This is a genomic window from Chryseobacterium sp. OV279, from assembly GCF_900128945.1.
In the GTDB taxonomy this organism is placed as follows: Bacteria; Bacteroidota; Bacteroidia; order Flavobacteriales; family Weeksellaceae; genus Chryseobacterium.
This window is the reverse complement of record NZ_FQUD01000002.1, coordinates 969,925-991,501: the sequence shown is the minus strand read 5'-3', so window position 1 is coordinate 991,501 and position 21,577 is coordinate 969,925. Positions and strand designations below refer to the sequence as shown.

At 37.8% G+C, this 21,577-nt stretch carries 17 protein-coding genes; 9 read left to right on the top strand and 8 right to left on the bottom strand.

What is annotated here, in order from left to right:
• The first annotated feature begins 97 nt into the window (after positions 1-97).
• The 3 genes from BUA72_RS12240 (at position 98) to BUA72_RS12230 (ending at position 1,844) form a co-directional block, all read left to right on the top strand.
• Positions 98-658 (top strand): Crp/Fnr family transcriptional regulator, encoded by a 561-nt coding sequence (locus BUA72_RS12240; protein WP_072923108.1) that lies wholly within the window; start codon positions 98-100, stop codon positions 656-658.
• Positions 659-728: 70 nt separating this feature from the next.
• Entirely contained in the window at positions 729-1,358 is a 630-nt protein-coding gene (locus tag BUA72_RS12235) for a DUF6506 family protein (RefSeq protein ID WP_072923107.1), read from the top strand.
• Positions 1,359-1,514: 156 nt separating this feature from the next.
• Positions 1,515-1,844: a DMT family transporter gene (locus BUA72_RS12230; protein ID WP_072923106.1), complete on the top strand. Its 330-nt coding sequence runs from the start codon at positions 1,515-1,517 to the stop codon at positions 1,842-1,844.
• Positions 1,845-2,028: 184 nt separating this feature from the next.
• Here the strand turns inward: BUA72_RS12230 and BUA72_RS12225 are convergent, their stop codons facing one another.
• Positions 2,029-2,862 (bottom strand): enoyl-CoA hydratase/isomerase family protein, encoded by an 834-nt coding sequence (locus tag BUA72_RS12225; protein WP_072923105.1) that lies wholly within the window; start codon positions 2,860-2,862, stop codon positions 2,029-2,031.
• A 92-nt stretch (positions 2,863-2,954) separates the two neighbouring features.
• Here BUA72_RS12225 and BUA72_RS12220 point away from each other — a divergent pair, with 92 nt between their 5' ends.
• Positions 2,955-3,305 carry a winged helix-turn-helix transcriptional regulator gene (locus BUA72_RS12220; protein WP_072923104.1) on the top strand — a complete coding sequence of 117 codons (351 nt, stop codon included), beginning with the start codon at positions 2,955-2,957 and terminating at the stop codon, positions 3,303-3,305.
• Between the two features lie 489 nt (positions 3,306-3,794).
• Here BUA72_RS12220 and BUA72_RS12215 read toward each other — a convergent pair whose 3' ends face one another.
• Positions 3,795-4,409 (bottom strand): hypothetical protein, encoded by a 615-nt coding sequence (locus BUA72_RS12215; RefSeq protein WP_072923103.1) that lies wholly within the window; start codon positions 4,407-4,409, stop codon positions 3,795-3,797.
• A 180-nt stretch (positions 4,410-4,589) separates the two neighbouring features.
• On the opposite strand from BUA72_RS12215, the gene BUA72_RS12210 reads away from it, so the two are divergent.
• The 4 genes from BUA72_RS12210 (at position 4,590) to BUA72_RS12190 (ending at position 12,282) form a co-directional block, all read left to right on the top strand.
• Positions 4,590-5,165, top strand: a complete 576-nt coding sequence (locus BUA72_RS12210; protein WP_072923102.1) for an RNA polymerase sigma-70 factor — start codon at positions 4,590-4,592, stop codon at positions 5,163-5,165.
• A gap of 10 nt (positions 5,166-5,175) precedes the next feature.
• Positions 5,176-6,135, top strand: a complete 960-nt coding sequence (locus BUA72_RS12205) for a FecR family protein (RefSeq protein WP_175548893.1) — start codon at positions 5,176-5,178, stop codon at positions 6,133-6,135.
• On the top strand, positions 6,120-8,648 hold the full coding sequence (locus tag BUA72_RS12200) for a TonB-dependent receptor (RefSeq protein WP_072923100.1): 2,529 nt from the start codon (positions 6,120-6,122) through the stop codon (positions 8,646-8,648). The genes BUA72_RS12205 and BUA72_RS12200 overlap by 16 nt, the downstream gene beginning before the upstream one ends.
• A gap of 568 nt (positions 8,649-9,216) precedes the next feature.
• Positions 9,217-12,282, top strand: coding sequence for a M60 family metallopeptidase (locus BUA72_RS12190; RefSeq protein ID WP_175548892.1), 3,066 nt, complete (start codon positions 9,217-9,219; stop codon positions 12,280-12,282).
• Positions 12,283-12,389: 107 nt separating this feature from the next.
• On the opposite strand, the gene BUA72_RS12185 is transcribed toward BUA72_RS12190, so the two are convergent.
• The 6 genes from BUA72_RS12185 to BUA72_RS12160 form a co-directional block, all read right to left on the bottom strand.
• Positions 12,390-13,712 (bottom strand): hypothetical protein, encoded by a 1,323-nt coding sequence (locus BUA72_RS12185; RefSeq protein WP_072923097.1) that lies wholly within the window; start codon positions 13,710-13,712, stop codon positions 12,390-12,392.
• Between the two features lie 521 nt (positions 13,713-14,233).
• On the bottom strand, positions 14,234-15,349 hold the full coding sequence (locus BUA72_RS12180; RefSeq protein WP_072923096.1) for a nuclear transport factor 2 family protein: 1,116 nt from the start codon (positions 15,347-15,349) through the stop codon (positions 14,234-14,236).
• A gap of 99 nt (positions 15,350-15,448) precedes the next feature.
• On the bottom strand, positions 15,449-16,489 hold the full coding sequence (locus BUA72_RS12175) for a helix-turn-helix domain-containing protein (protein ID WP_072923095.1): 1,041 nt from the start codon (positions 16,487-16,489) through the stop codon (positions 15,449-15,451).
• 181 nt (positions 16,490-16,670) lie between these two features.
• Entirely contained in the window at positions 16,671-17,654 is a 984-nt protein-coding gene (locus BUA72_RS12170; RefSeq protein WP_072923094.1) for a hypothetical protein, read from the bottom strand.
• 228 nt (positions 17,655-17,882) lie between these two features.
• Complete coding sequence (locus BUA72_RS12165; RefSeq protein WP_175548891.1) at positions 17,883-18,995, bottom strand: hypothetical protein; 1,113 nt, start codon at positions 18,993-18,995, stop codon at positions 17,883-17,885.
• Positions 18,996-19,418: 423 nt separating this feature from the next.
• On the bottom strand, positions 19,419-20,264 hold the full coding sequence (locus tag BUA72_RS12160) for an AraC family transcriptional regulator (RefSeq protein WP_072923092.1): 846 nt from the start codon (positions 20,262-20,264) through the stop codon (positions 19,419-19,421).
• An 88-nt stretch (positions 20,265-20,352) separates the two neighbouring features.
• Here BUA72_RS12160 and BUA72_RS12155 point away from each other — a divergent pair, with 88 nt between their 5' ends.
• Positions 20,353-21,540 (top strand): MFS transporter, encoded by a 1,188-nt coding sequence (locus BUA72_RS12155; protein ID WP_072923091.1) that lies wholly within the window; start codon positions 20,353-20,355, stop codon positions 21,538-21,540.
• Positions 21,541-21,577 lie beyond the last annotated feature (37 nt).

Below are 21,577 nucleotides of genomic sequence, written 5' to 3'. Positions count from 1 at the left end.
ACCGTAAAATCGTGCGGATTTCTGCTCTTGTATTTCTTAGTAAAAAAATTTAAATTGGATGTATTTATTATATGTCTGATATTGATCATAAGAAGCCATGAACCCACTGATTCAACAACTCAAAAAATACGGCCCGATTACCAGTGAAGCTGAAAAAGCAATTGAGCAAAAAACGAAACATTTTCAGAAAAAGAAAAACAGCCACCTGCTGAAACAGGGACAAATTCTGGCCAGCTATTTTGTATTGAATAAAGGGATTATCCGATCTTATATTTACCGGAATGAAAGGGAGATTAATGTCTGGTTTGGGGCGGAAAACCAAATTTTCGGAGCGATAATGCCGATGTACGCTAACAAACCCTCGCCCGAAAATATTCAGTTTCTGGAGGATTCGGAAGTATATTCCATTTCAGTTGATGATTTGGAGAATTTATATAAAATATATCCCGAGCTCAACCTGATTGGCAGAAAAATAGCGGAAGAACTCTGCGTTATTCTTGAAGAAAGAATTAATTCACTGCACTTCGAAACGGCTACAGAACGGTATAGGAACCTGATTATTCAAATGCCATACCTGCAGCAGCGTGTCAATCTTGGGCATATTGCCTCTTTTCTGGGTATCACACAGGAAACGTTGAGCAGAATCAGAAAATCGTAAACAGTTATTTTGATGTACATCAAAAAATTCATCTGTATTATCCACCAATTTTGCATCAAGAAATTAAGATATGCAAAACAAAAAATTAAGTACAGAGGAAAAAGAAAGCCCCGTTATTCTCAACAAAGCTATTATTTATGAAGGTTATGGTGCGGAGCCTAACAAAACCAGATTTGTCCGTGAAAGTGCATCAGGCCGGCTGACCATTGTGGCGATCGGTGATCCTTCAGAATCTCTTTCTGCCGCTATAGCACTGGTGGACGAAGGTGCGGAACTTATTGAACTCTGTGGTGCTATTTCTCCCACCTGGAGAGCAAAGGTTAGTGAAGCAATCGGCAGTCGGGCTAAGGTGAGTTCGGTTACTTTCGGATTCGAATCGCTGGTATTAGCTGCCCATTTCAGCACCTCATTCCACGAAGGAAATCCACCCCGCGAAGCATTCATTATTCTAGAAAGTGGCAGCGATCCTGACCGCGACCGTTTCGAGAAGGCATTCGATCCTCAGCACACGACCTTCATTCCTGTCCCGGACGAAGCCACAGGAGCTAAAGTTGCTGTAGAACTTGCGGAATCCGGCTTTGGACTGATTGAACTTTACGGCGGATTTACGGCTGCCGGTGCAGCCCAGGTGATTGAAGCCGTCAATGGTCTTGCACCGGTGGGTGTGGGAAGCTTCACTCTGGACATAACAGCTCCGTAGATTTATTTAACTGCACAAAGAAACATTATTCCCAATTCGAAAAACCATTAGCGATTTTGATTTACATCAAAAAAAACATTCAAATTCTGCCTGACCTTTGTACCATAAATAATTAAAATATTCGTCCAGGATCTGGCCGAAAAAACAGACTCATAAATGAAGTATTTATTTTTAGGACTGGCCATCTGCTTTGAAGTAGTAGGTTCCAGCTTTTTATCAAAATCGAATGGTTTTTCAAAATTAATTCCAAGTATCATAACTGTGATTGCCTTTAGTGCCTGTTTCTTCCTTTTTTCTCAGGCTTTAAAATCTATTCCTTTGGGCATTGCCTACGCCATTTGGGCAGGCTTAGGAATTGTTTTGACAGCAGCCGTTTCTGTGGTTATTTTTAAACAGAAACTGGATACCCCTGCATTATTAGGAATGTTATTAATCGTAGCAGGTGTTGTTGTGATTAATGTATTCTCAAAATCCTCAGGTCATTAATTGACCTACTCAAATTCAACTACATAGATCCAATCATCTTATGGGATTTTTTTAAACTGAGCCACAGGAATGCATACACTGCCTTACCCAACTTCGTCTTTTGTAATTTTCCGGAAAAAATATCAAACTGAAATATAAAGCTGCAATAGGATCTCAATTGCAGCTTTTAACAGATAGGTTAATCTCAGGCTAATCTTCTCAGAATTTCTTCCAGATGCAATTCGCCTTCTATTGTTTGAGCACCATTTTTCAAACCTCCACGGATTAATTTTTCAGCATTGGGCTTTACAAATAAAGCTTCCCAATTTGCACTTTCTAAGTGGAATTCTTCTTCAACGCCAGCGGGGTATAAAGTTTTCTTAGCCGCAGCAATAACTCCTTCGGGTAGGTTGGCTATGTTTTGAGCCAACCGATCTACGAACTGATCAATTTCATCATTGGCAATCGCACGATTAATCCAGCCATATTTTTCAGCCGTAACAGCATCAAACAGGTCTGCTCCCAAAATGATTTCCAAAGCTCGGGATCTTCCTGCTTTATTTTTCAGATAAACAGTTGCGCCACCTCCGGGTATAATTCCCATTAAAGCTTCACACTGTGCCAACTGACCTTTTTCTATTGAAGCAAAGCTCATGTCCACTGCCGCAATAAACTCAGCACCTCCGCCACGGGCAATTCCCTTGAGTTTTGCTATGGTTATTTGTGGCTGTTTTCTTACTGTTTCACCAAAAGCCTGAAAAACATTTAAATGGTCGGGAATTTCCTTAGCTAATTCATCAAAAGCATTGGGATGGTCTATCAGGCTCATATCGACATGGGCAATGAAAAAATCCGGATTTTCACTTTCAAATACAATTACTTTCACTGAATGATCATTGGAAAAACCGGAAAGAATCATTTTGATCTCAGCCATCAGCTTTACATCTAAAACATTCACCGGAGGATTGTTAATGCTAATATATGCTACTGATTGGTTGATGGAGACCTTTACCGTTTCAAAATTTTGACTGTTTATCATATCTATAAATTCTATTGTATAGAAACAAAATTAGAGGTACTATTTTATATTTTTGTAAATGCTATACCTGAGTATATCGTTAGACCATTTTTATGAAACAAGAAGCTGCTTATGTATGTACCGTGAAAGACCAGGAGGATCTGAAATACCTTCAGGATACATTATACGTGATAAGCGGAAAATGGCGGCCACAGGTGATGGTGGCCATCTATAACGGAAATCACCGGTACCGCGAAATAGCGAAAAGTATACCCGGAATTACTTTTAGAATGCTTTCCAAAGAGCTTAAAGAAATGGAAATGAATAAACTGATATTAAGGGAACAGGACCCCGATTTCCCGAAAACGGTAACCTATAATCTGACGGAATATTGTGCATCACTTTATCCTTTGATTCAAACTATGGTAAAATGGGCAAAATCTCATCGGGAAGCCCTAAAATGATCTTTATCTATTCACCATGCTGTCTCTCTATTTTTCAGAATCACCAAAATTTAACCTTTTATAGCATAGGGTGATTTTAACCGCCTACTGCGTTTTATTGACATTTATTTTGAGCCCGTTTTACATTTTTAATCAAAAATAAAAGTTGAAAATAAATCAGTAATTAATTTAGGGAAAAATGAAATCACAATCTCGATACAGGGATTGAAAAATCTTATAAAAACTGATCTTCATTTACACGGGTTTTAAAGTAAAAATAGTCAGCATTTTCGAAAATAGTAGCTATATAAAGCAAAAACCTACAATTTGTAAAAATCGTAGGTTTAAGAGTTGATTGAAGAGATCATCAAATTGACTCTCCGGATCAATCTTCTATTTTTTCTTCACTATCGCTCCGACATGAGAAAAAAGAAGCAATAATTCCAAACAGGAAAACAAATTTTAACAGACGTTCCATAATTTTATTTTTTTTAATCTACTGCGTTTCTATCAGAACCCATAACTGATACCAGCAGTAACGATACCTTTATTCCCATATCCGACTTCTGCAAAGCCAGCCAGTTTCTTGCCCACCCTTAATCCGGCAGGGCTTACCTGATATGCAAAACCGACTTTGCTGTCTTTGGCAGTCTGGCCGTTTTTACGCTCCGTTGACGAAGTAAGGTTAACACCTGCTGCTGCAGATCCATAAAAATTCAACCAGGGGGTTTTGATATAGGAATACTCTACTACCGGCATGGCGATAAACACGTGCTGTGTTTTTTTGATATCACCCATTTTGGTCGTAGCAGCTGCTTTCTGTCCGAAGGTTTGTTCTGATTTCATGTACCCCAAATCACCTCCAACCTTTAGACGATCTGTAATTTGGTTGCGGTAGCCCAGTCCAAAAACGCCAAGCTCTTTGCTGTCTTTTTGAACATAAGCGTTTGCATCTGGCACTATTGCGGATACAAGTGCGTTTGCAAAACCACCCACAACATCATCCATTAATTTTAAGGAACTGCCTTCACTATAGCCGACACGTATTTCATGTTTGCCGGATTGCGCTTTTACTGTAGCTGAAAACATTAAACCGGTTGCGACAATAATCATTGACTTTTTCATTTTTTAAATGCTTATAATTTTATTCTAAACTTCTCCAGCATTTTCTTAGCTGGCTTCCCTTTAAATACGCACAAAAAGTAAATACCCCTATGCCACCCTTAAAAAAAATAAAATCCCGGTATTGAAAATATTAATTATCTTTCCGGATTATAAATGTAACCTTGTTGCATCTGTTAAAATATGGAAAAAGAGATTCAGGATTTCAAAGCGCTCTATTACCAGTACTATCAGCCGCTTTGTAACCATGCTTTTAAATATCTTTCCGACCGGGATGAAAGTGAGGATGTGGTACAGGAAGTACTGATCCGCTTTTGGGAGCTCAAAAAGGAAATGCCAAACGACCTGGCCGCGCGGAATTACCTCTTTACCGCTGTACGGAACCGGAGTATTTCTACACTCCGTCAAAAAAACAACATCAGGCTTGTTCCTATCGATGGACACGATTTGGAAATTCACGAAGATATAAACAAAGAGCAGGATGGAGAAAATATTTCCTTACTTATAGAAAAAGCTTTTGAGGACCTTTCGCCCAAATGTGCCGAAGTTTTTAAGCTCAGCCGTATTGGGAAATTAAAATATGCCGAAATTGCAGAACATCTGGGAATATCCATAAAAACCGTTGAAAACCAAATGGGCAAGGCCATTAAACATATGCGGGATTTCATTGACAAAAATCCACTCTACTCCACTTTTTTCATGCTTTATATTGTATATAAATACGTAGGGGTTTTTGCAGATAATGCGTTTTATAAATGAAGATAATAACATGGACACAGAACAAATAAACATATTGCTGGCCAGGCATTTCGCAGGCGAGACTACCAAAGAACAGGAACAGGTCCTGGAAAAATGGATTGCAGACCACCGTGAAGAATATGTGACCCTGAAAATCCTTTGGGCGGATACCCATGAATCCTCCAGCCCACAATTATTTTCTGTGGATAAGGCCTGGGAGAAAACAATACAACAGATACGCCCGGCTGTAGCAGATAAAGGGCGCGGATGGGGAAAACAATTCAATTATTGGATTGCTGCTGCATCAGTAATTTTGGTAATGGTTTCAGGTTTACTGTATTACTTCAACAGTTCGGTTACGGTAAATACAATGGCCAACGAAATTAAAAAAGTTTCGCTTAGCGACGGCTCAATAGTTACCCTTAATGGCAGCTCGGGGATAACTTATCCAAGGTATTTTTCGGCAAACCGCGAAATAGCGCTTACCGGTGAAGCTTATTTTGAAGTAAAACGGGATGTGAAGCATCCTTTCAGGGTAAAATCCAACCGGTTGCTGGTTCAGGTTTTAGGGACTACTTTCCTTGTTAAAAATTCCGGAAAAGTCCAGCATGTATTGGTAAACAGCGGAAAGGTGGCCGTAAAGGATGAACCGAGTGGCCAGTCCACCGTTCTGACCGCCAATCAGGCAGTTTCTGTTTCCAACGGGACGATATTAAAGGTGTCTGCTAATGAAAATGACCTAGCCTGGAAAAGCGGAAAACTTAATTTTAAAGATGTGCCGTTAAAACAGGTCTTTACTGCACTGGAAGATTATTATCATATTTCTATAGTTGTTGAAAATGGCTATGAAGGCTCATGCTTATTAACATCACAGTATGACCGCCAGCCGCCTGAGAAAGTTTTTGAAGAACTAAGCCGTATTTTTGGTTTTACCTACAAAATCTCAGGCAAAAAGGTAACCGTATCCGGGATCACATGCGAAAAACAATAATCAAAGCAGCCATATTATGTTATCTGCTCATTGTTTGTTTTTGCAGTTGCCTTTTTGCACAGGCAAAGGAAGGTCTGTTAAATAAAGAAGTCTACATCACCACCGAAAACGGAACCCTCGGAAGCTATCTCTCAGAAATTGCGGCGCAGGGCATCCCTTTATCCTACAGCAGTAACCAGCTTGGATTGACGCAAAAAATTAAACTCAAAAAAGGCAGGTACAAAACCTCCACCCTGCTGTCCATACTCCTGGCCAAAGAACCGGTGCGTTTTGAAGACCGGGGAAATAAAATATTACTGTATCCCGTACAGGTACAACCTGCCCGGAATTTTAAGCTCAGTGGTTTTGTCTATGTGCAGAACAGTCTTGAGGCGCTTCCTTATGCGACTTTAAAAGCGCCACTCAATAACATCGCTGTCAAAGCAAACGATTATGGCTTTTACAGCCTGGAACTGAAACCAGGCACTTATATTATTGAAGTCAGCCATATCGGTTATCCGCCGCAGATTGATACCATTCACTTAAAAAGTGACCTGGTACATGATTTCCATTTAAAAGGGGAAATAAAACTGGAGGAGGTAAAAATATCGGGCAGGCAAAATTCTTTCAGGGATCCACATGCGGTAAATGTAAAAGAAACTCCAGCACTGCCCTTCACCCTGGGACAGCAGGATCCGTTAAAATCCTTACAGTTCAGGGCGGGTGTTTCCGGAGGTATGGCCAGTGGCAGCATGAACGTAAGGGGTGGCAGCTCAGATCAGAACCTGGTTTTGCTGGACGGCGCGCCGGTATATAACTATAACCATTTTACAGGGCTCCTTTCCATTTTTAATGCTGATATTGTTAAGCACATCGATTTTTATAAAGGCTCTTTTCCATCACGATACGAAGGGCGGCTATCATCCGTAATCGATATCAAAACAAAAGAAGGTAATATGCAGGAGTATCACGGGGCTGCGAACCTGGGGCTTCTTACCAATTCGGTCATGTTTGAGGGGCCAATCATAAAAAACAAGGTTTCTTTTATCGCAAGTGCACGCCGGAGCTGGATCGATGGCCTTATCGGTCTTTTGGACAAAGGACCATCAGATTTTAAGTATTATCTCTATGATATAAACGTTAAGCTGAATTACAGGATTGATTCAACCAGCCGGGTCTACCTTTCCTCTTATCTGGGCAGCGACCGGTTTAGTTTGGGGATATCCGGTGAAAAACGTCCGGATTTTACGCTCGATTGGGGAAACAAACTGATTTCTGCAAGGTGGAACAAGGTCCATAACAGCAGACTTTTCCAGAACAGCACCTTATTGTTCAGCAATTACAGCAACCTGGTACAGGATGGTGAGGCAACAGGAACGCCACAGTTCAACAGGATCACCGATGTAGGCATCGATAATGACTTAACCTACCAATGGAACAACAACCTGCAGAGTTTTATTGGCTTTAGGGTAAATTTCACAAGGTTCAGCGCTGCCGTATCCGATTTTTATCCTGAATCTGTACCAGATACAGAAACACAGAAATCAGTACACTTAAAGCTTTATTCGGACAATGATATCAGCCTTTCGGATAAGCTGAAATTAAAGGCAGGACTGCATTACACCTCATTTTTGGTAAAAAACAAAACCTATCATTCGTTCCAGCCGCGTACCGCAATTTCTTATGACCTGAATGCATCCAGCAGGTTTTTTGCGGCCTACTCCTTTATGGCCCAGTTTTACCATCAGATCAGTTTAAGCGGAATATCCATTCCCAATGAATTCCGTGCGCCCAGTAATAAGGACCTGCCACCGGAAGAGGCCTTTATTTTCGAGTTGGGCTACCGCCGTTCATTTTCCTCCGGGGGAGGGATCAGTATTGAGCTTTACCGGAAGAATTTCAACAATATTTTAATGTACAGGCTGGATGAAAACTATATGCCCGTTGATGAGACTGCACCCTGGCCGGACAGGATCATTTCCGGTAAAGGGTACAGTCAAGGCTTAGAAATAGAATATAAACAAAAATTAAACTGGCTGAGCTTACAGGCCAATTATACCCTTAGCAAAACTATTTATTCTTCCGCACAGATAAATGAAGGCAAACCGTTCAAGGCCCCGACTGATTTAAGAAATCAGGTCACCTGTATGGCAACAGCTAATCTGGGTGAACGGTGGAGTGTTTCGGGTGTTTTTAATTACATTACTGGAAAATCTATTACTGTTCCTCAGTATACGCTGGTGGATATTGGCGATGGACTGGCCGGTAAAAACAGGCTGGAGAATTTTGACGGGTATGAGACGGAACCCAATAACTATAAACTTCCGGATAATTATAACCTTGATCTGGGGGCGGCATATTCCAAAACATACCGCTCTAACAGGCAGGGAGTACTGCGGTTTGGGATAAACAATATTATTGGTAATCCTGCTCCCCTGTTCGCCAATGCAGAAATCGAAGATAACCGGTTTCAGGTCTATCAAACCAACGCCATTAAGATTTTACCCTATATTGGGTATTCTTTTAGATTTTAGGATTCTTTTAGAATAATATGGACAATTACACATGCAAAACTTATGGAGCAGATCAAGTTTATCTTTCTTACGTAAAGAAAATTATGATACGGTCTTTAAAGGAAACAAAGATGAAATCAACTTCATTGATTCTGATGAAGGGAATGGATATGCAGAGATTATAAAAGATTTCACGCAGATTATAAAGATGAACGGATTTTACTTTGTTAATCTGCTCTGGCAATATATACCTATCCAAAATAAAAATTGATCATAATTCTTTGTGTTCTTAATTCCTATACATTAAATATAAATTTGAAATTCAACAAACAAAATTCCTTTAGCTGCTTTAAATATATCAACATAGTGGGAAAAATGACAATATAGTATCGAATAATGAAAAAAAAAACAAGCCCCAACATCAATATATGCATTAACTTTAAGAATCGAGGAAGTTACGAAACAGGATCTCAAAATTGATTAGGAAGGGATGCAAACCTTATGGAATTATAGATTCACCAACATATATAGTTATCATGAACTATTAGCTTTTTAACACACGACAACTTATTACTTTAAATATATGATTATGAAAAAATTACTATTGTATTTCTTTAGTTTATGGGGATCGCTTGTATTTTCACAGCTTTATCAGGTTCCCGTCTATTCAGGTACCTCTTTGCAGCCGGCACAGCCCGGAGCTGAATTTGCAAAGTTGCTTGACGGTGACAATACCACTATTTATCATTCCAAATGGTCTCAGAGCGGTATTCCGGATGAACTTAAATTTTATTTTACCTCCAATGTCACCAGCATCAAAAAACTGGTTTATACGCCCAGACAATCCGGCACCAATGGTATGTGGACCAATGTAAGTATTTCCTACAGTACACAGGCAGCTCCCAATACTTTCATTCCGGTAAGCAATAATTTAATCTGGGCAGCTAATGCTCAGGATAAGGAAGTTGTTTTTCCAACCGCTATCCAGAATCCTTACATTATTAAAATCTCGGTAAATGCCGGCGTAGGAAACTTTTCAAGCTGCGCAGAAATGAAATTCTTTTCTGAAACACAACCCGCGATTGCTGACGGTACGGACTGTACCATCAATACCTCAGAACTAAGTGTCAATGGTGCCAACGATATAAAGGCTACCATCATTCCTTCAGGAACTACGGCATCATCTTATCAGTCGGGAGAGAATATCGATAAGTCTTATGATAATAATGTCAATACGCTGTATCACTCTTCGTATGGCAATACCATTTTTCCGGTAGTGTTAAATTACAGATTAGACGGGGTCACTCCTATTGATTATCTGAAATACACACCCAGAACCAGTGGAGATAACGGTCGGTTTGGAAGTGTGAGCATCACTTATAATACTACGGCAAACAGCACGTTTGTTACCCTGATGTCGTTTGACTTTCAGCATTCATCCTCTCCTGTGAATGTCTATTTTCCTAATCAGATTACCCCTTTAAATGTGAGGATTACCGTAAATAATGGCCAGGGAAATTTTGCTAGTTGTGCTGAAATGGGCTTTTACACAGCGGGCTCTTCAGGAGCGGCAAATCCTTATACCCAGATTTTTGCCAACAGTCTTTATTCAGCATTAAAGCCTGCCGTTACTCAGGGAGATATCGATGGGATGACATCGCCGTTCTATAAAGGTTTGGCACAGTGTCTGTTCAACAGAACTTATGTCAATAAATACAGGGTACAGGATTATAAGGTTTATCCACCCATTGCTGTTACTACAGGTAATTTAAAAGTGGGAAGCGGCTACGACAGTTTTGAAAACCCTACAGGTATTGTTTTTGCACAGGGAAATAAAGTGGCTATGTTTGCTGAAAATATTCCTTCAGGAGCCAGTATTTCGCTTCAGGTGAAAGATTTTTCTACCGTTCTTGGCGGTACTACCTCCTATTATGAACTTCATAACGGTCTGAATGTATTTCAGCTTACCAACAGTGGTCTGGGATACATCAGTTATTACAATACCAATACGTCATTGGCTGATATTAAGATCAATATTGTTTCCGGTAAGGTCAATGGTCTTTATCACTATCAAACCTCTGCACAAAGTGACTGGCAAACGGATCTTACCAATTCAGCATATCACATGATTGACGTTGTGGGACAGCATTCTCATTTGGTTTATAAAAAAAGTATGCTGAAAAATTATGCTCCTTTTAATCCTTCGGAACTTATTTCAAAATACGACCTTATTGTAAAAAATGAGTGGCTTGTGATGGGACTGTATAAATATAATTTAATTCCGAAAAACCGTATGTTCAGCTACAGTAACAACGGCGGAGGCTGGTATGCCGGCGGATTAGGGATCAATATGGATTCTGACTGGGGCGAAGAAAGTTTGGCTGATGTCAATCAATTGTCTTTATGGGGAATTGCCCATGAATTCGGACACATCAATCAGATCAGACCGGACATTAAATGGATTGGGACTACAGAAGTTACCAATAATATGCACAGTACATGGGTAGATTATCATATGAACCCACAAAACGATGGAATGTCCCGTCTGGAAAGAGAATCTGTAGAACCAGCCACTGGAATGACCAGCATCGCGGGAGGAAGAATAAACGGAGCTATTTTGAATACTACCATCAATCAGGAAGCTTTACAGGGGAATACCAATACGGATGTTTTCAAAGTGCTGGTCCCTTTCTGGCAGCTTGAACTGTATTATCAGCTAGCCGGAGCTTCACGAAATGCGCCGGTTCTTTCCCTTAATTATCCTACTAATTATACGGGAGTAGATTATGCACACTGGTTCGGGACGGTTGCCAACAAAGCAAGAAGTTTCAATGCTTCAGGGGTTTCAAATGGTGAACTGCTTCTGAATTTTGTGAAAAATACCTGCGATGCAGTACAGGAAGATTTAACCGGATTCTTCATTAAAACCGGCTTTTTAAAACCAATAAACAGGTCTATTGATGACTACGGAACCGGACAGCTTACCATTACGCAGGCTCAGATTGATGCTACTGTTGCATCCATACAGGCTAAGAACTATCAGAAGCCTGTTTCACCGGTGATGCATTATATTTCATCCCGAAGTGTTGGGGCTTTCCGCAACCAGCTTCCGTTAAGCGGGCAGACAGGTCAGGGAGCCGCTTTAAGCAGTAATTATCTTACGGTACAGCACAGTGTCTGGAAAAATGCAGTGGCCTATGAGACATTCAATGCCAGTAATCAATTGATTTATGTATCTGTAATGGGTACGGGTGACACGACCAATCAGACTACAAAAGTATACTACCCTTCTAATGCGGCAGCTGTTTATGCCGTGGGTTATGACGGACAGAAAATTTTGGTTTATCCTTCGACGCCACCTTCAACACTTAGAGTTACGGAAGCGGAAAATAAAGATTTTGAATTGATTGTTTATCCTAATCCCGTGGAACAGAATGGCTCCATTCACATTCAATTAAAGAATGCTTCAGGAAATTACAGTGCACAGATTTCCGGGATGGACAGTAAAATACTATTCAGTTCAAAAGGAAGTCTTGAATCTATTGAAAAATCGATCAACGCAGATCTTTCTAAGTATCCAGCCGGTACTTATTTACTTTCTCTTAAAGATGATAAGGGCAATGTCTTTAAAACGGCAAAGATCATCAGGAAATAATATTTTTTGAATTTATTTAAAATAGAAAGCACAGATTTTGGTCTGTGCTTTTTTAATTTAAAAAGGATGACAAATACCATCCTTATGTATGTTACTCAAAGTTTATTTTAAAAATAAAAATCCCTGTGATAGATTGGATATTCCTTCTGGATAAGAGGAAACGTGCCTTCATATCTGAAAGGATTGACCCCGAACCCATAAAACAGATTGGCCTGGATTCTCGCTTTTAAATCTATAACGCCTTTTCTATCAGGGATAAGAACAACCCCCACAGAAGGAACAGCAGATACTCTTCCTTTTAGCCCCGAATTGGCTAAAGGAACGGTGATAAACATCAGGCCGACAGCACCTTTGGCTTCTACTCCAGCCTCCGCATTCACGTTGCCTTCCAGATTGGTGATCCTCAGATCATCTTCTTTTTTCAGTGAAATATTCATGGACGGATTTCTTCCCACCAAAATATTGGCATTTCCTGTAATATCAAGAAGTTTAACCTGTGCTTTTCCTGTAGCAGCTATTCCCACATAAGGACCCGCTGAAACGGTCGGGCTTAATATAAGACCTGTAGGTCCCAGTACGATGGGCGCAATAGGAATATTAAGATAATCTGTTACACTGACAGTATACCCTAAACTTCCCTGAATATTCGCAAAAGTCTGCAGAGCTATTTCATCCATGATAAAGTTGACTTCAAAATTGGTTAATCTTCCAAAAGAAAAATCAATTTTATAATCAATTTTTGGAGTGAATCCTCCTTTTATATGTACGTTGGATGCTACGGATACAGGACCTGCCTGTTGGGTAGGCAGAGGAATCGTTTTATCAAAGTTGAAACGGTTGAATTCGATCAGTTTTTGTGATGCGTCTGATGATTTTCTTTCAAGATTTTCAATACTGTTCACCAGATTGGGAGTCGTGAAACCCTGCAAAGGAACATAATTAGCCATCTTTCCATTAATACTGATCGGCTTATTTTCAGCCGGCTCATAGGTTCCGCTGATGGTTCCGCTGTAAATAAATTCTTCAAGTTTTGCGCTTTCCGTCTGCACGAAGATCTGATTCTGCAACTTAGAAACGGAAGTCACTTTAGCCAGAATGGTATGTACCTGATCCCCTTCTAACTGGGTTCCGGTAATGATGCTTCCCGTGTGGATACTGTCTGTTTGTGGGGAAGATCTGCTGAATATAATTTTATGATTATCGGTAGAAGAAATGGCCGATATCGATTCTTCATTCAGAATAATCACATTTTTCTGCAGGGTAATATCCCCCATTTTTTTCAGATTTTGGGTTTCAGGCGCGCCTAAATTACCATTCCCTTCCGGTTCATTCTGTTCACAGGAAGTGAGCATTAGAAACGAAAATAAATAAAAGATGATCAGTAAACATCCTTTTTCATAAATCTTTGATTTTCGGTAGTTATTTTTCATGCTGTCAAATATTTCACCTAAGTTAGAATTTAAAATTCCGATAACTTAATTTTTTGTTAAAATCTATTATGCAAACAATAAAGATCATTCAATCAACAGCTTAACATTTATACACTATCAAGGATTAATTTCAAAACTGGGAAGAGATAAGCTTTTTTTTGATGCAAAGATTCGTTTAGGAGGCGCTGAGTTTTGAAAAAGATAAGAGTTCAACTACGTCACTGATAAAGCATATGAATAAAACGTTCGCTTAGTCGAATCAATGAAATTGATTCCTTCTTTGCTCAACTTATGTTATACGGAATTATAATAGAACTTTGCGTGAAAAAAAACTGTTTTTTTTATAATTGAATTGCAAAAATTAACCACGGATTACACGGATTTTCACAGATGATTGGGTTGATGTTTGAATATATTTTTGAGGATAAAATTTGATTTGACGCAAAGAAATTGATTATAAACACAAAAAACCTTCAGATTAAATCTAAAGGTTGTTATCTCTTGAGTGTTGATCAATTCTACTAATTATTTTTCTCAATCCATTCAATAATTTTTAAGGCAACACCATTGGATGACTGAAAATTTTGTCCTGTAATAATCCGGCCATCTTGTTCAACATAAGCCTCATTTTTCTTTGAGAATTTAAAATGACCGCCTCTCTCTTCTATCATCTTCTGAATCAAGAATGGGAAGTGTTTAAAGTATTCGCCATCCTGTTTTTCAAAGGAGTCAGGATAGCCGCTTATTTTTTTTCCTTCCACTAAGAATTTTCCATTTTTAGTTTTCAGGTTAACAATACCCGCCGTTCCATGACATACCGAAGAAATAATGCCGTTATTATCTTCATACACCTGCATAGCAATGCGTTGAATCGCTGAATTTTCAGGAACATCATACATCGCACTTCCGCCTCCGATATAATGAACGCCTTTGTACATTGTATAATCAATTTCTTCAGGCTTCACCGTATGTTCTAAGGCGTACATAAAGTCCCGTTTATATACATATTGCTTTTGCAGGCTGTCAGAAGTATTGATGTAGGCTAAAGGAATAGCACCACCCTTTGGGCTTACAAAATCAACGGTATAGCCTGAATTAACAAAGGTATCATAAGCATTTACGATTTCGGCAAAGCTGTTTCCTGTTGAAATGGTTGAGTTTCCGTAATAATGGGCATTGGAAACAATGAATAGTATTTTTTTTCCGGATTTATTGCTTGTTTTGCTGCTTGCAGATTTGCTGATTATTTTCCATTCGCCCTGAATTTTTTTGAGCAGAAACATATCCATGAATTCCTGTTTTTTTTCAGGGATGAGGATTTCGGCTTTTGCAACAGCAATATCATTATAAGATTCTATCGAGATGATTTTCCCTAAACGACCATTAAATACGCCTTTATTCCCTTTTTCAAACCAGCTAACATATTCTGAAATGGGAACAATCCATAAAGGTTTTTCTTTGTGGCTTAGAAAAAGATTGGCTTCAGCATAAAAAGCCTTGCTGATATGGTCAGGCTTATTATAAGATGTGCCCTCAATATAGTTTTGAATACAGTTTTCAATCAGAACCTGATCCGATTGTGAAAAACATAAATTGGATACTAATGCAAACAGGATGGCAAGAAAGATTTTTCTCATAAACTTAGGATTTTAACGTTTTAAAAATGTTTCTCAAAATTATATTGATTCATTTTTAAATCGTTCCAGATTTATGAATATGAAGTCCGGATGTATATTTTAGGAGTAGAAATTATCTTTTTGATAATTTGAAGGCGTCATTCCTGTGATTTTTTTAAACGAACTGTAAAATGTACTGCTGGAATTAAACCCGGATTCAAAGCCCACTGTATCTATTTTGAACTGAGTGTTTTCTTTTAATAACCGTTTTGCTTCATCAATCCGATATTCATTGATGAACTGAGTAAAGCTTTTCTTCAAATTGTCATTAATAAACTGTGACAGCAATTGAGGGCGGATATTTAATTCCTTTGCTAAAATTGATAGTGTAAGATCCGGATTAGTATATATTTTTCTCGTTTCAAAAAGGATACTGATTTGTTCATGAATTTCTTTTACTAATTTTTCATCTATTTTATTGATATACTTTTCCTTATGAGTCACTGAAACTGATGTTTTGCTTTTTACATAATAAATCAAAAGGAAGGAAATGTAAAAGCTGAAGGAAAAAGCAAGGGATCCGGAAATATAGGATGTGTATTTAGCTAAAGTATACGAAAGCCAAATGGCTGAAACCCCAAAAATAACCGACAATACCCAGGTTTCGTGATAACTGATTTGCTTGCGGTTCGTCACCAGCTTCCTGAAAATCTGTCTGACTTCATAAATGGATAATACAATAAAAACAAACCATTGAATATTGATCAGGTAGTAAATTATTCCTTTCCATAGGACAGGGTTATCCTTGTATGGAAAAAGAAAACCAAGCACGCTTATGATGATAATGATCAGCGTAAGACTATATTTTGCAAAAGAATAATTAAGATTTTGCAGTATTGATCTGACATAAAAATACAACAGAGGACCAATTAAAAAACAAGCTGACAAACCTATCTGTAAATACGTTTTTGACAGCTGCGGATTGAAGTTATAAAATACGGACTTTCCTATCCTTACACTTAAAGACAATAATAAAAGCCCAAGAAACAAATCAGACTGGGCTTTGTGGTGCTTGAAGAATAAAAAGTAAAAACTCAGAACAACACTATTAAAAACACCCAGGGCACTTAAAAAAAATAATATTTGATCGTCAATATTCATGAGTTGAAAAATACTTTCTTTTTGGAATGGCTTGCTGTTCACTTAAATAGGCCCGCTCAACCGGTTGAATTAGTTTTTACAATACTAATAAAAATATCAATGAGATAAGTAAGTTTTTTTATGAATCGGGGGTTTTGGCGCTAAACAGTATCGGTCCCACTCGTTATCTGTAAACGCCGTTTTATTTTTTGGGTATATATTTTTTTAATTTGTCGTCAATATAGTAAGCTCTTTCTTTTTTTTCTTCCCGAACCAAAAAGTAAAATTTTAATTTATTTCTGTCTTGTAAATCATATTTTTCGTCTAAATTCTGATCCGTTGTGTAATTAATTTCATCAATTTTAAGTGCTTTCTGTGGTTTAATGAGCCAGGTCATGGTCAACAAATCCAGTACTCCATACGATTCCTCATTGGATTCAATAGAATACCCATAATACTTTCTTCTTGTAGAATGTTCTGAATCAATAAAAGAAAAATAACCTTCTGTCTGACTTCTGCTGTTGCTGATGATGTCATTTATAAGTTTTTTTTCTCCATTCATATTGATGAAACCCAGTTCTCCACCTACCGTTTTGTATTTGAACCAAATGTTGTCATTTCCTATGTCTACAATTTGCAAACTGGAATAATCAAAATCAAGGTTTTTTAAAGTTTCACCATCAGGTTTTATGACTGCATATGTATTATCCTTAATCGCGATAGCAAAATCCTCATTTCTGTATTTAAATAATTCCGGACAGTACGTATAAGTGTCTGAAAAAGAAAAAATTGAATTATTGACTACATAAAACCCTTTTGAATATGCTTTTTTTATGGGCCCATTTCCTGGAGAAGCTTCAAAAATCTGCCAATTCTGTAAAAAGACTTCCATCTTCTTGGTTGTTTTGTCGATCTCAAAATAGGCAATATTATCGTAATTCCCTCTTAAATTGGGTTTGGCAAAATCTAACTGATAATAGTTGGGCTTTACAACAACTTTATTGTTTTTTGAGTTTAAATACCCCATTCCTTTTTCAGTTTCATAAGGAACCAGATTTTTGAAATCCGTTGCCTTAATGTTCACAAAGTCTTTTTCAATAATATTTTTTATGCTGTCTTCATATTTTTGCTGGGAAAAAGCGGAACTAAAAATAAAAAGGGATAAAAAGGATAATTTTCTGATCATATTTTTTTCTTGTTTATTATAAAAGATGGCATATCACGTTTTCGTTCTTCTCAACGTTTGTATGCTGTTAAAGTGAGTATTACACGTCATTCAGAAATAAAAAAATCTTAGAATAAGATTTCTTTTGCGGAGAGAGGAATTCGAAACCCGGACCTGTTACAGTCCATAGTTTTCAGGACTGTCGCAATCTCATCAAACTTCTGCTGGCAACGTTTTTTGTTAAAGATTTTATTTCTTTAATTCCATTTGGATAGTGTCCTTGTAGAAAATCATTTTCCATTGCATTGAGTTATTCCTGAAATTGCTAATCTGAACAGGAATTGTGTCAGGTTTTTTCGGGTTCTTTTCGTAGGATATCACCTTAAAATTCTGTTCTTTATCATCGTGATGATATTTCATAAACAGTGAAGTACTATCTACATACATATATGGATTCGGACAATAGTACATTTTTCCTCTTTCTTCAATATAAATTGTTTTCCAGGCCAAAGTATCCTGCTGCCATTGATTTTCTTTAACCAATTTCCCATTACGTGTCATAGATGTGACTTTCCATTTTCCAAAATACTTTTTTGAAAGATGAACGTCATAATTATAGTAAATAACAAACAGTAAAGGAACTAAAATACATAAAACACGGGCGATTGAGCGTGAAAAATTATTACCAATGGATGGCAGTCTGTTTTTGTATTGATTAAAGAATTTTATGATATCAACTTTTTGCTGTAAAAACAGATGAACTAAGCCTAATGTTATGAGGATAGATGTAAATAAGGTGATGGGGCCAATACTATAAAAAACATTAATCAAAACAATGTTCAGCATGACAGGTAAAAGTATGGTAATGCCTAATAAAGTGGTCCGTTTGAATAACAGAAGAACAGCACCAATTATTTGAAACAAGGCCAAAATCACAGCAAGTCCGTAAGAAAATCCATAATACTTCCAGGTTAATTCCGGCCCCGTTAATACGCTTGCTAAAGAATCATTTATATGATATGAATAATTAAAGTTGACCTCAAATATTTTTTGAAAGCCAAAATCCAACAGTAGAAACGCCATCCAATACCGTAAAAGTGTTGACAACCAAGAAATATATGGTATAGAATTAAAAGTTCCTTTATTTTCTTTTCGGTGCCAGTAAATAGAAAAACCTATTGAGAATAGTATGGCCAATCCTAATGCAAGAAATCCTACAGGAAATATAAACTGTGAAATTTTATAAGGTAAAAGAGGCAGGATTATAAAAAGAGCAGTATTTGTAGCCCCAACAATGGCTAAAAACGATAATGAAAATTTTGAAAACCATTTTGTATTATTTATCACTTCGGCTGAATTCATAGATTTTTTTAAATTAATGTTTTTGGTTACTGTTTTTACAAAATGACGCCGAGCAATATTTTCCACGAAACAAAAGATATATAAAAACTTCGCAAAAAAAATACCTATATCCACATTTCGTGACATTGGCCGCTAAGATAAATATTTATTTATGAATTAGGCACTTAATAAAAAAACTTTCATGGATACCAAAGATTATGAGTAGGAGCTCTAAAAAAAACAGGTAATCATATATTTGAATGTACCAGATTACTTTTATACAAAACATAAAATTTTATTATTAATAGAAAATAATAAACCTAATTATAGTCAACATGACTTCGTAATTTTATAATTAATGCATTCAGGTATAATGTCGCCTGCATTAAAAGACAGTACCCGTTCAAACACAATATTCGAAAACTAAATAAGGCAGAATCATCATTAAACCAGCGCTTTAGGTTTTTTCATCTTTTTGAATTCCGTCAAACTCATATGATGTCGCTTCTTAAAAAATTTATTCAGGTGGCTTTCATCAGAAAAACCAAACTCCGTGACAATTTCATTGACACGCATATCACTGAACAGCACACGATGTTCAATCAAGCGCATTTTATAATTCAGTATATAGTTTTGAATCGTTTCGTCGCATTGCTTTTTAAAGTAACTCCCCAGATAGGTTTCGGAAAATCCGAATTTCTTAGCGATCGCAGAAACTTTCAATAATGCAGGATCATGGATGTTACCCTGGATATAATCCATAATCTGAATCACCCTTTTATCCGTATTGGACGTAATCTGATTTGTCCTCATCTTGCAGATATTCCTTGCCGCGATGACAATCAATGCATTAACGTAATTCAACGTCAGCTCATCCTGATACAGATCCGGATGATGTATGCCGTGAAGCAGTGAGTCCACAATTGAATTCACCAAAACAATGTCAGGCTTATTTTGCAGAATACATCCTGACAGAAAGGAAGCACCATAAAGTATGCATTCCATTGAATTAATACTGTTCCAGGGATAGTTTTTCACATACCGCTCGCTGAACTTCACGAGTAAAAGATCCGTACATTCCAGGACTTCCAAATAGTGCTGATCATTGGGTGTCAGTAGAAGCAGACTTCCTTCACTGTACGAAGCCATATTGTTGTTGATCTTAAGAAATCCCTTTCCAGAAATGACATAGACAATCTGAAAAAAGGAAAACTTGTTATCATGAAGTGGACAGTGTACTGCCTGGTGGTACTCCACCTTAACCAGTTGATCGATATTCTCGCGTTTCATAAGGCAAAAATACCCATTTATCATGAATATGTACTGATTTTAAAAAACATTTCTGTTTAAATTTGCTAAATATTAATTGTAATAAAAAATGAAAACATCAATTTACGCGTTAGCACTTGGCGCTTTTGGCATTATAACAACAGAGTTTGGGATCGTTGGCATCCTCCCGACTATCAGTCGGGAATTTGACGTATCCATCGATACAGCAGGTTGGCTACTAAGTGCTTTTGCGATCACCGTCGCGGTTTCTTCCCCATTTATCACCTCATTTACGACCAAAATAAACCGGAAGCTTTTATTATGTATGGTCATGAGTATATTTGTTCTGTCCAATTTAATTTCAGCATTTTCCACTAATTTCACCGTCCTGATGATCGCCCGTATATTACCCGCCATCTTGCATCCTTTATTCTGGAATATCGCCATCGCCATTGCCTTCAAAGAAAGGGGTGCAAAAGGCGTTTCTACAGTTATGCTTGGATTAAGCTTGGCGACGGTACTCGGTATTCCACTCACAACCTATGCCGTAGATCTTTTCCAGAACTGGCAAGCCTCATTTTTCCTTAGCAGTGCTATCAGTTTAATTGCTTTTATTGGCCTATTATTATTTATACCGACTATTCCGCCAAATCCTGAGATATCCGGCAAAAATAAGATGGCAGTCTTGAAAAGTCCTATTTTGTGGCTTAATCTGGTTTCTACCCTCGCCACGCTAGCTGCTATGTTCGCGAGTTATACCTACCTGACCGCTTACCTGGAAGAGATCACCAAGATGGACGGTGCACAGATCAGTATGATGTTACTCCTTTTCGGTGGAATGGGAACATTGGGAAACTGGTTGATGGGATTAGCATTGAACCGCAATGTACTCCTGGCTTCCAGGATGTTCTTAGTGCTTTTAGTGGCCGTACAGATACTTGCTTACTATTTTGGAGGCTATTATATTCCCATGGTTATACTCGTATCCTTTTGGGGAATGGTCCATACCTGCGGATTTTTGGTATGCAATGTCCGAACATCACAGTCTGTTCCCCATCACTCCTTAGAATTTGTCAATAGCTTATTGACTTCATCCTTTAATATTGGAATTTCCTTAGGTGCATTTCTTGGAGGATTAGTCAGTGTGTATTACGGAGTTCATTATACTTTATGGGTAAGTATACTTTTGTTGACGGTAACCTTTCTTCTGAGTTTTGTGACCTTTCCTAAAAATATTACAGAAAATGAAGAGGCAAAACAATTGAAACCGGTAGCATCTGCATGTGAACATAGCTAAGTGTTTTACAGCTATTCCACTGGTAACCTTTGCCTGA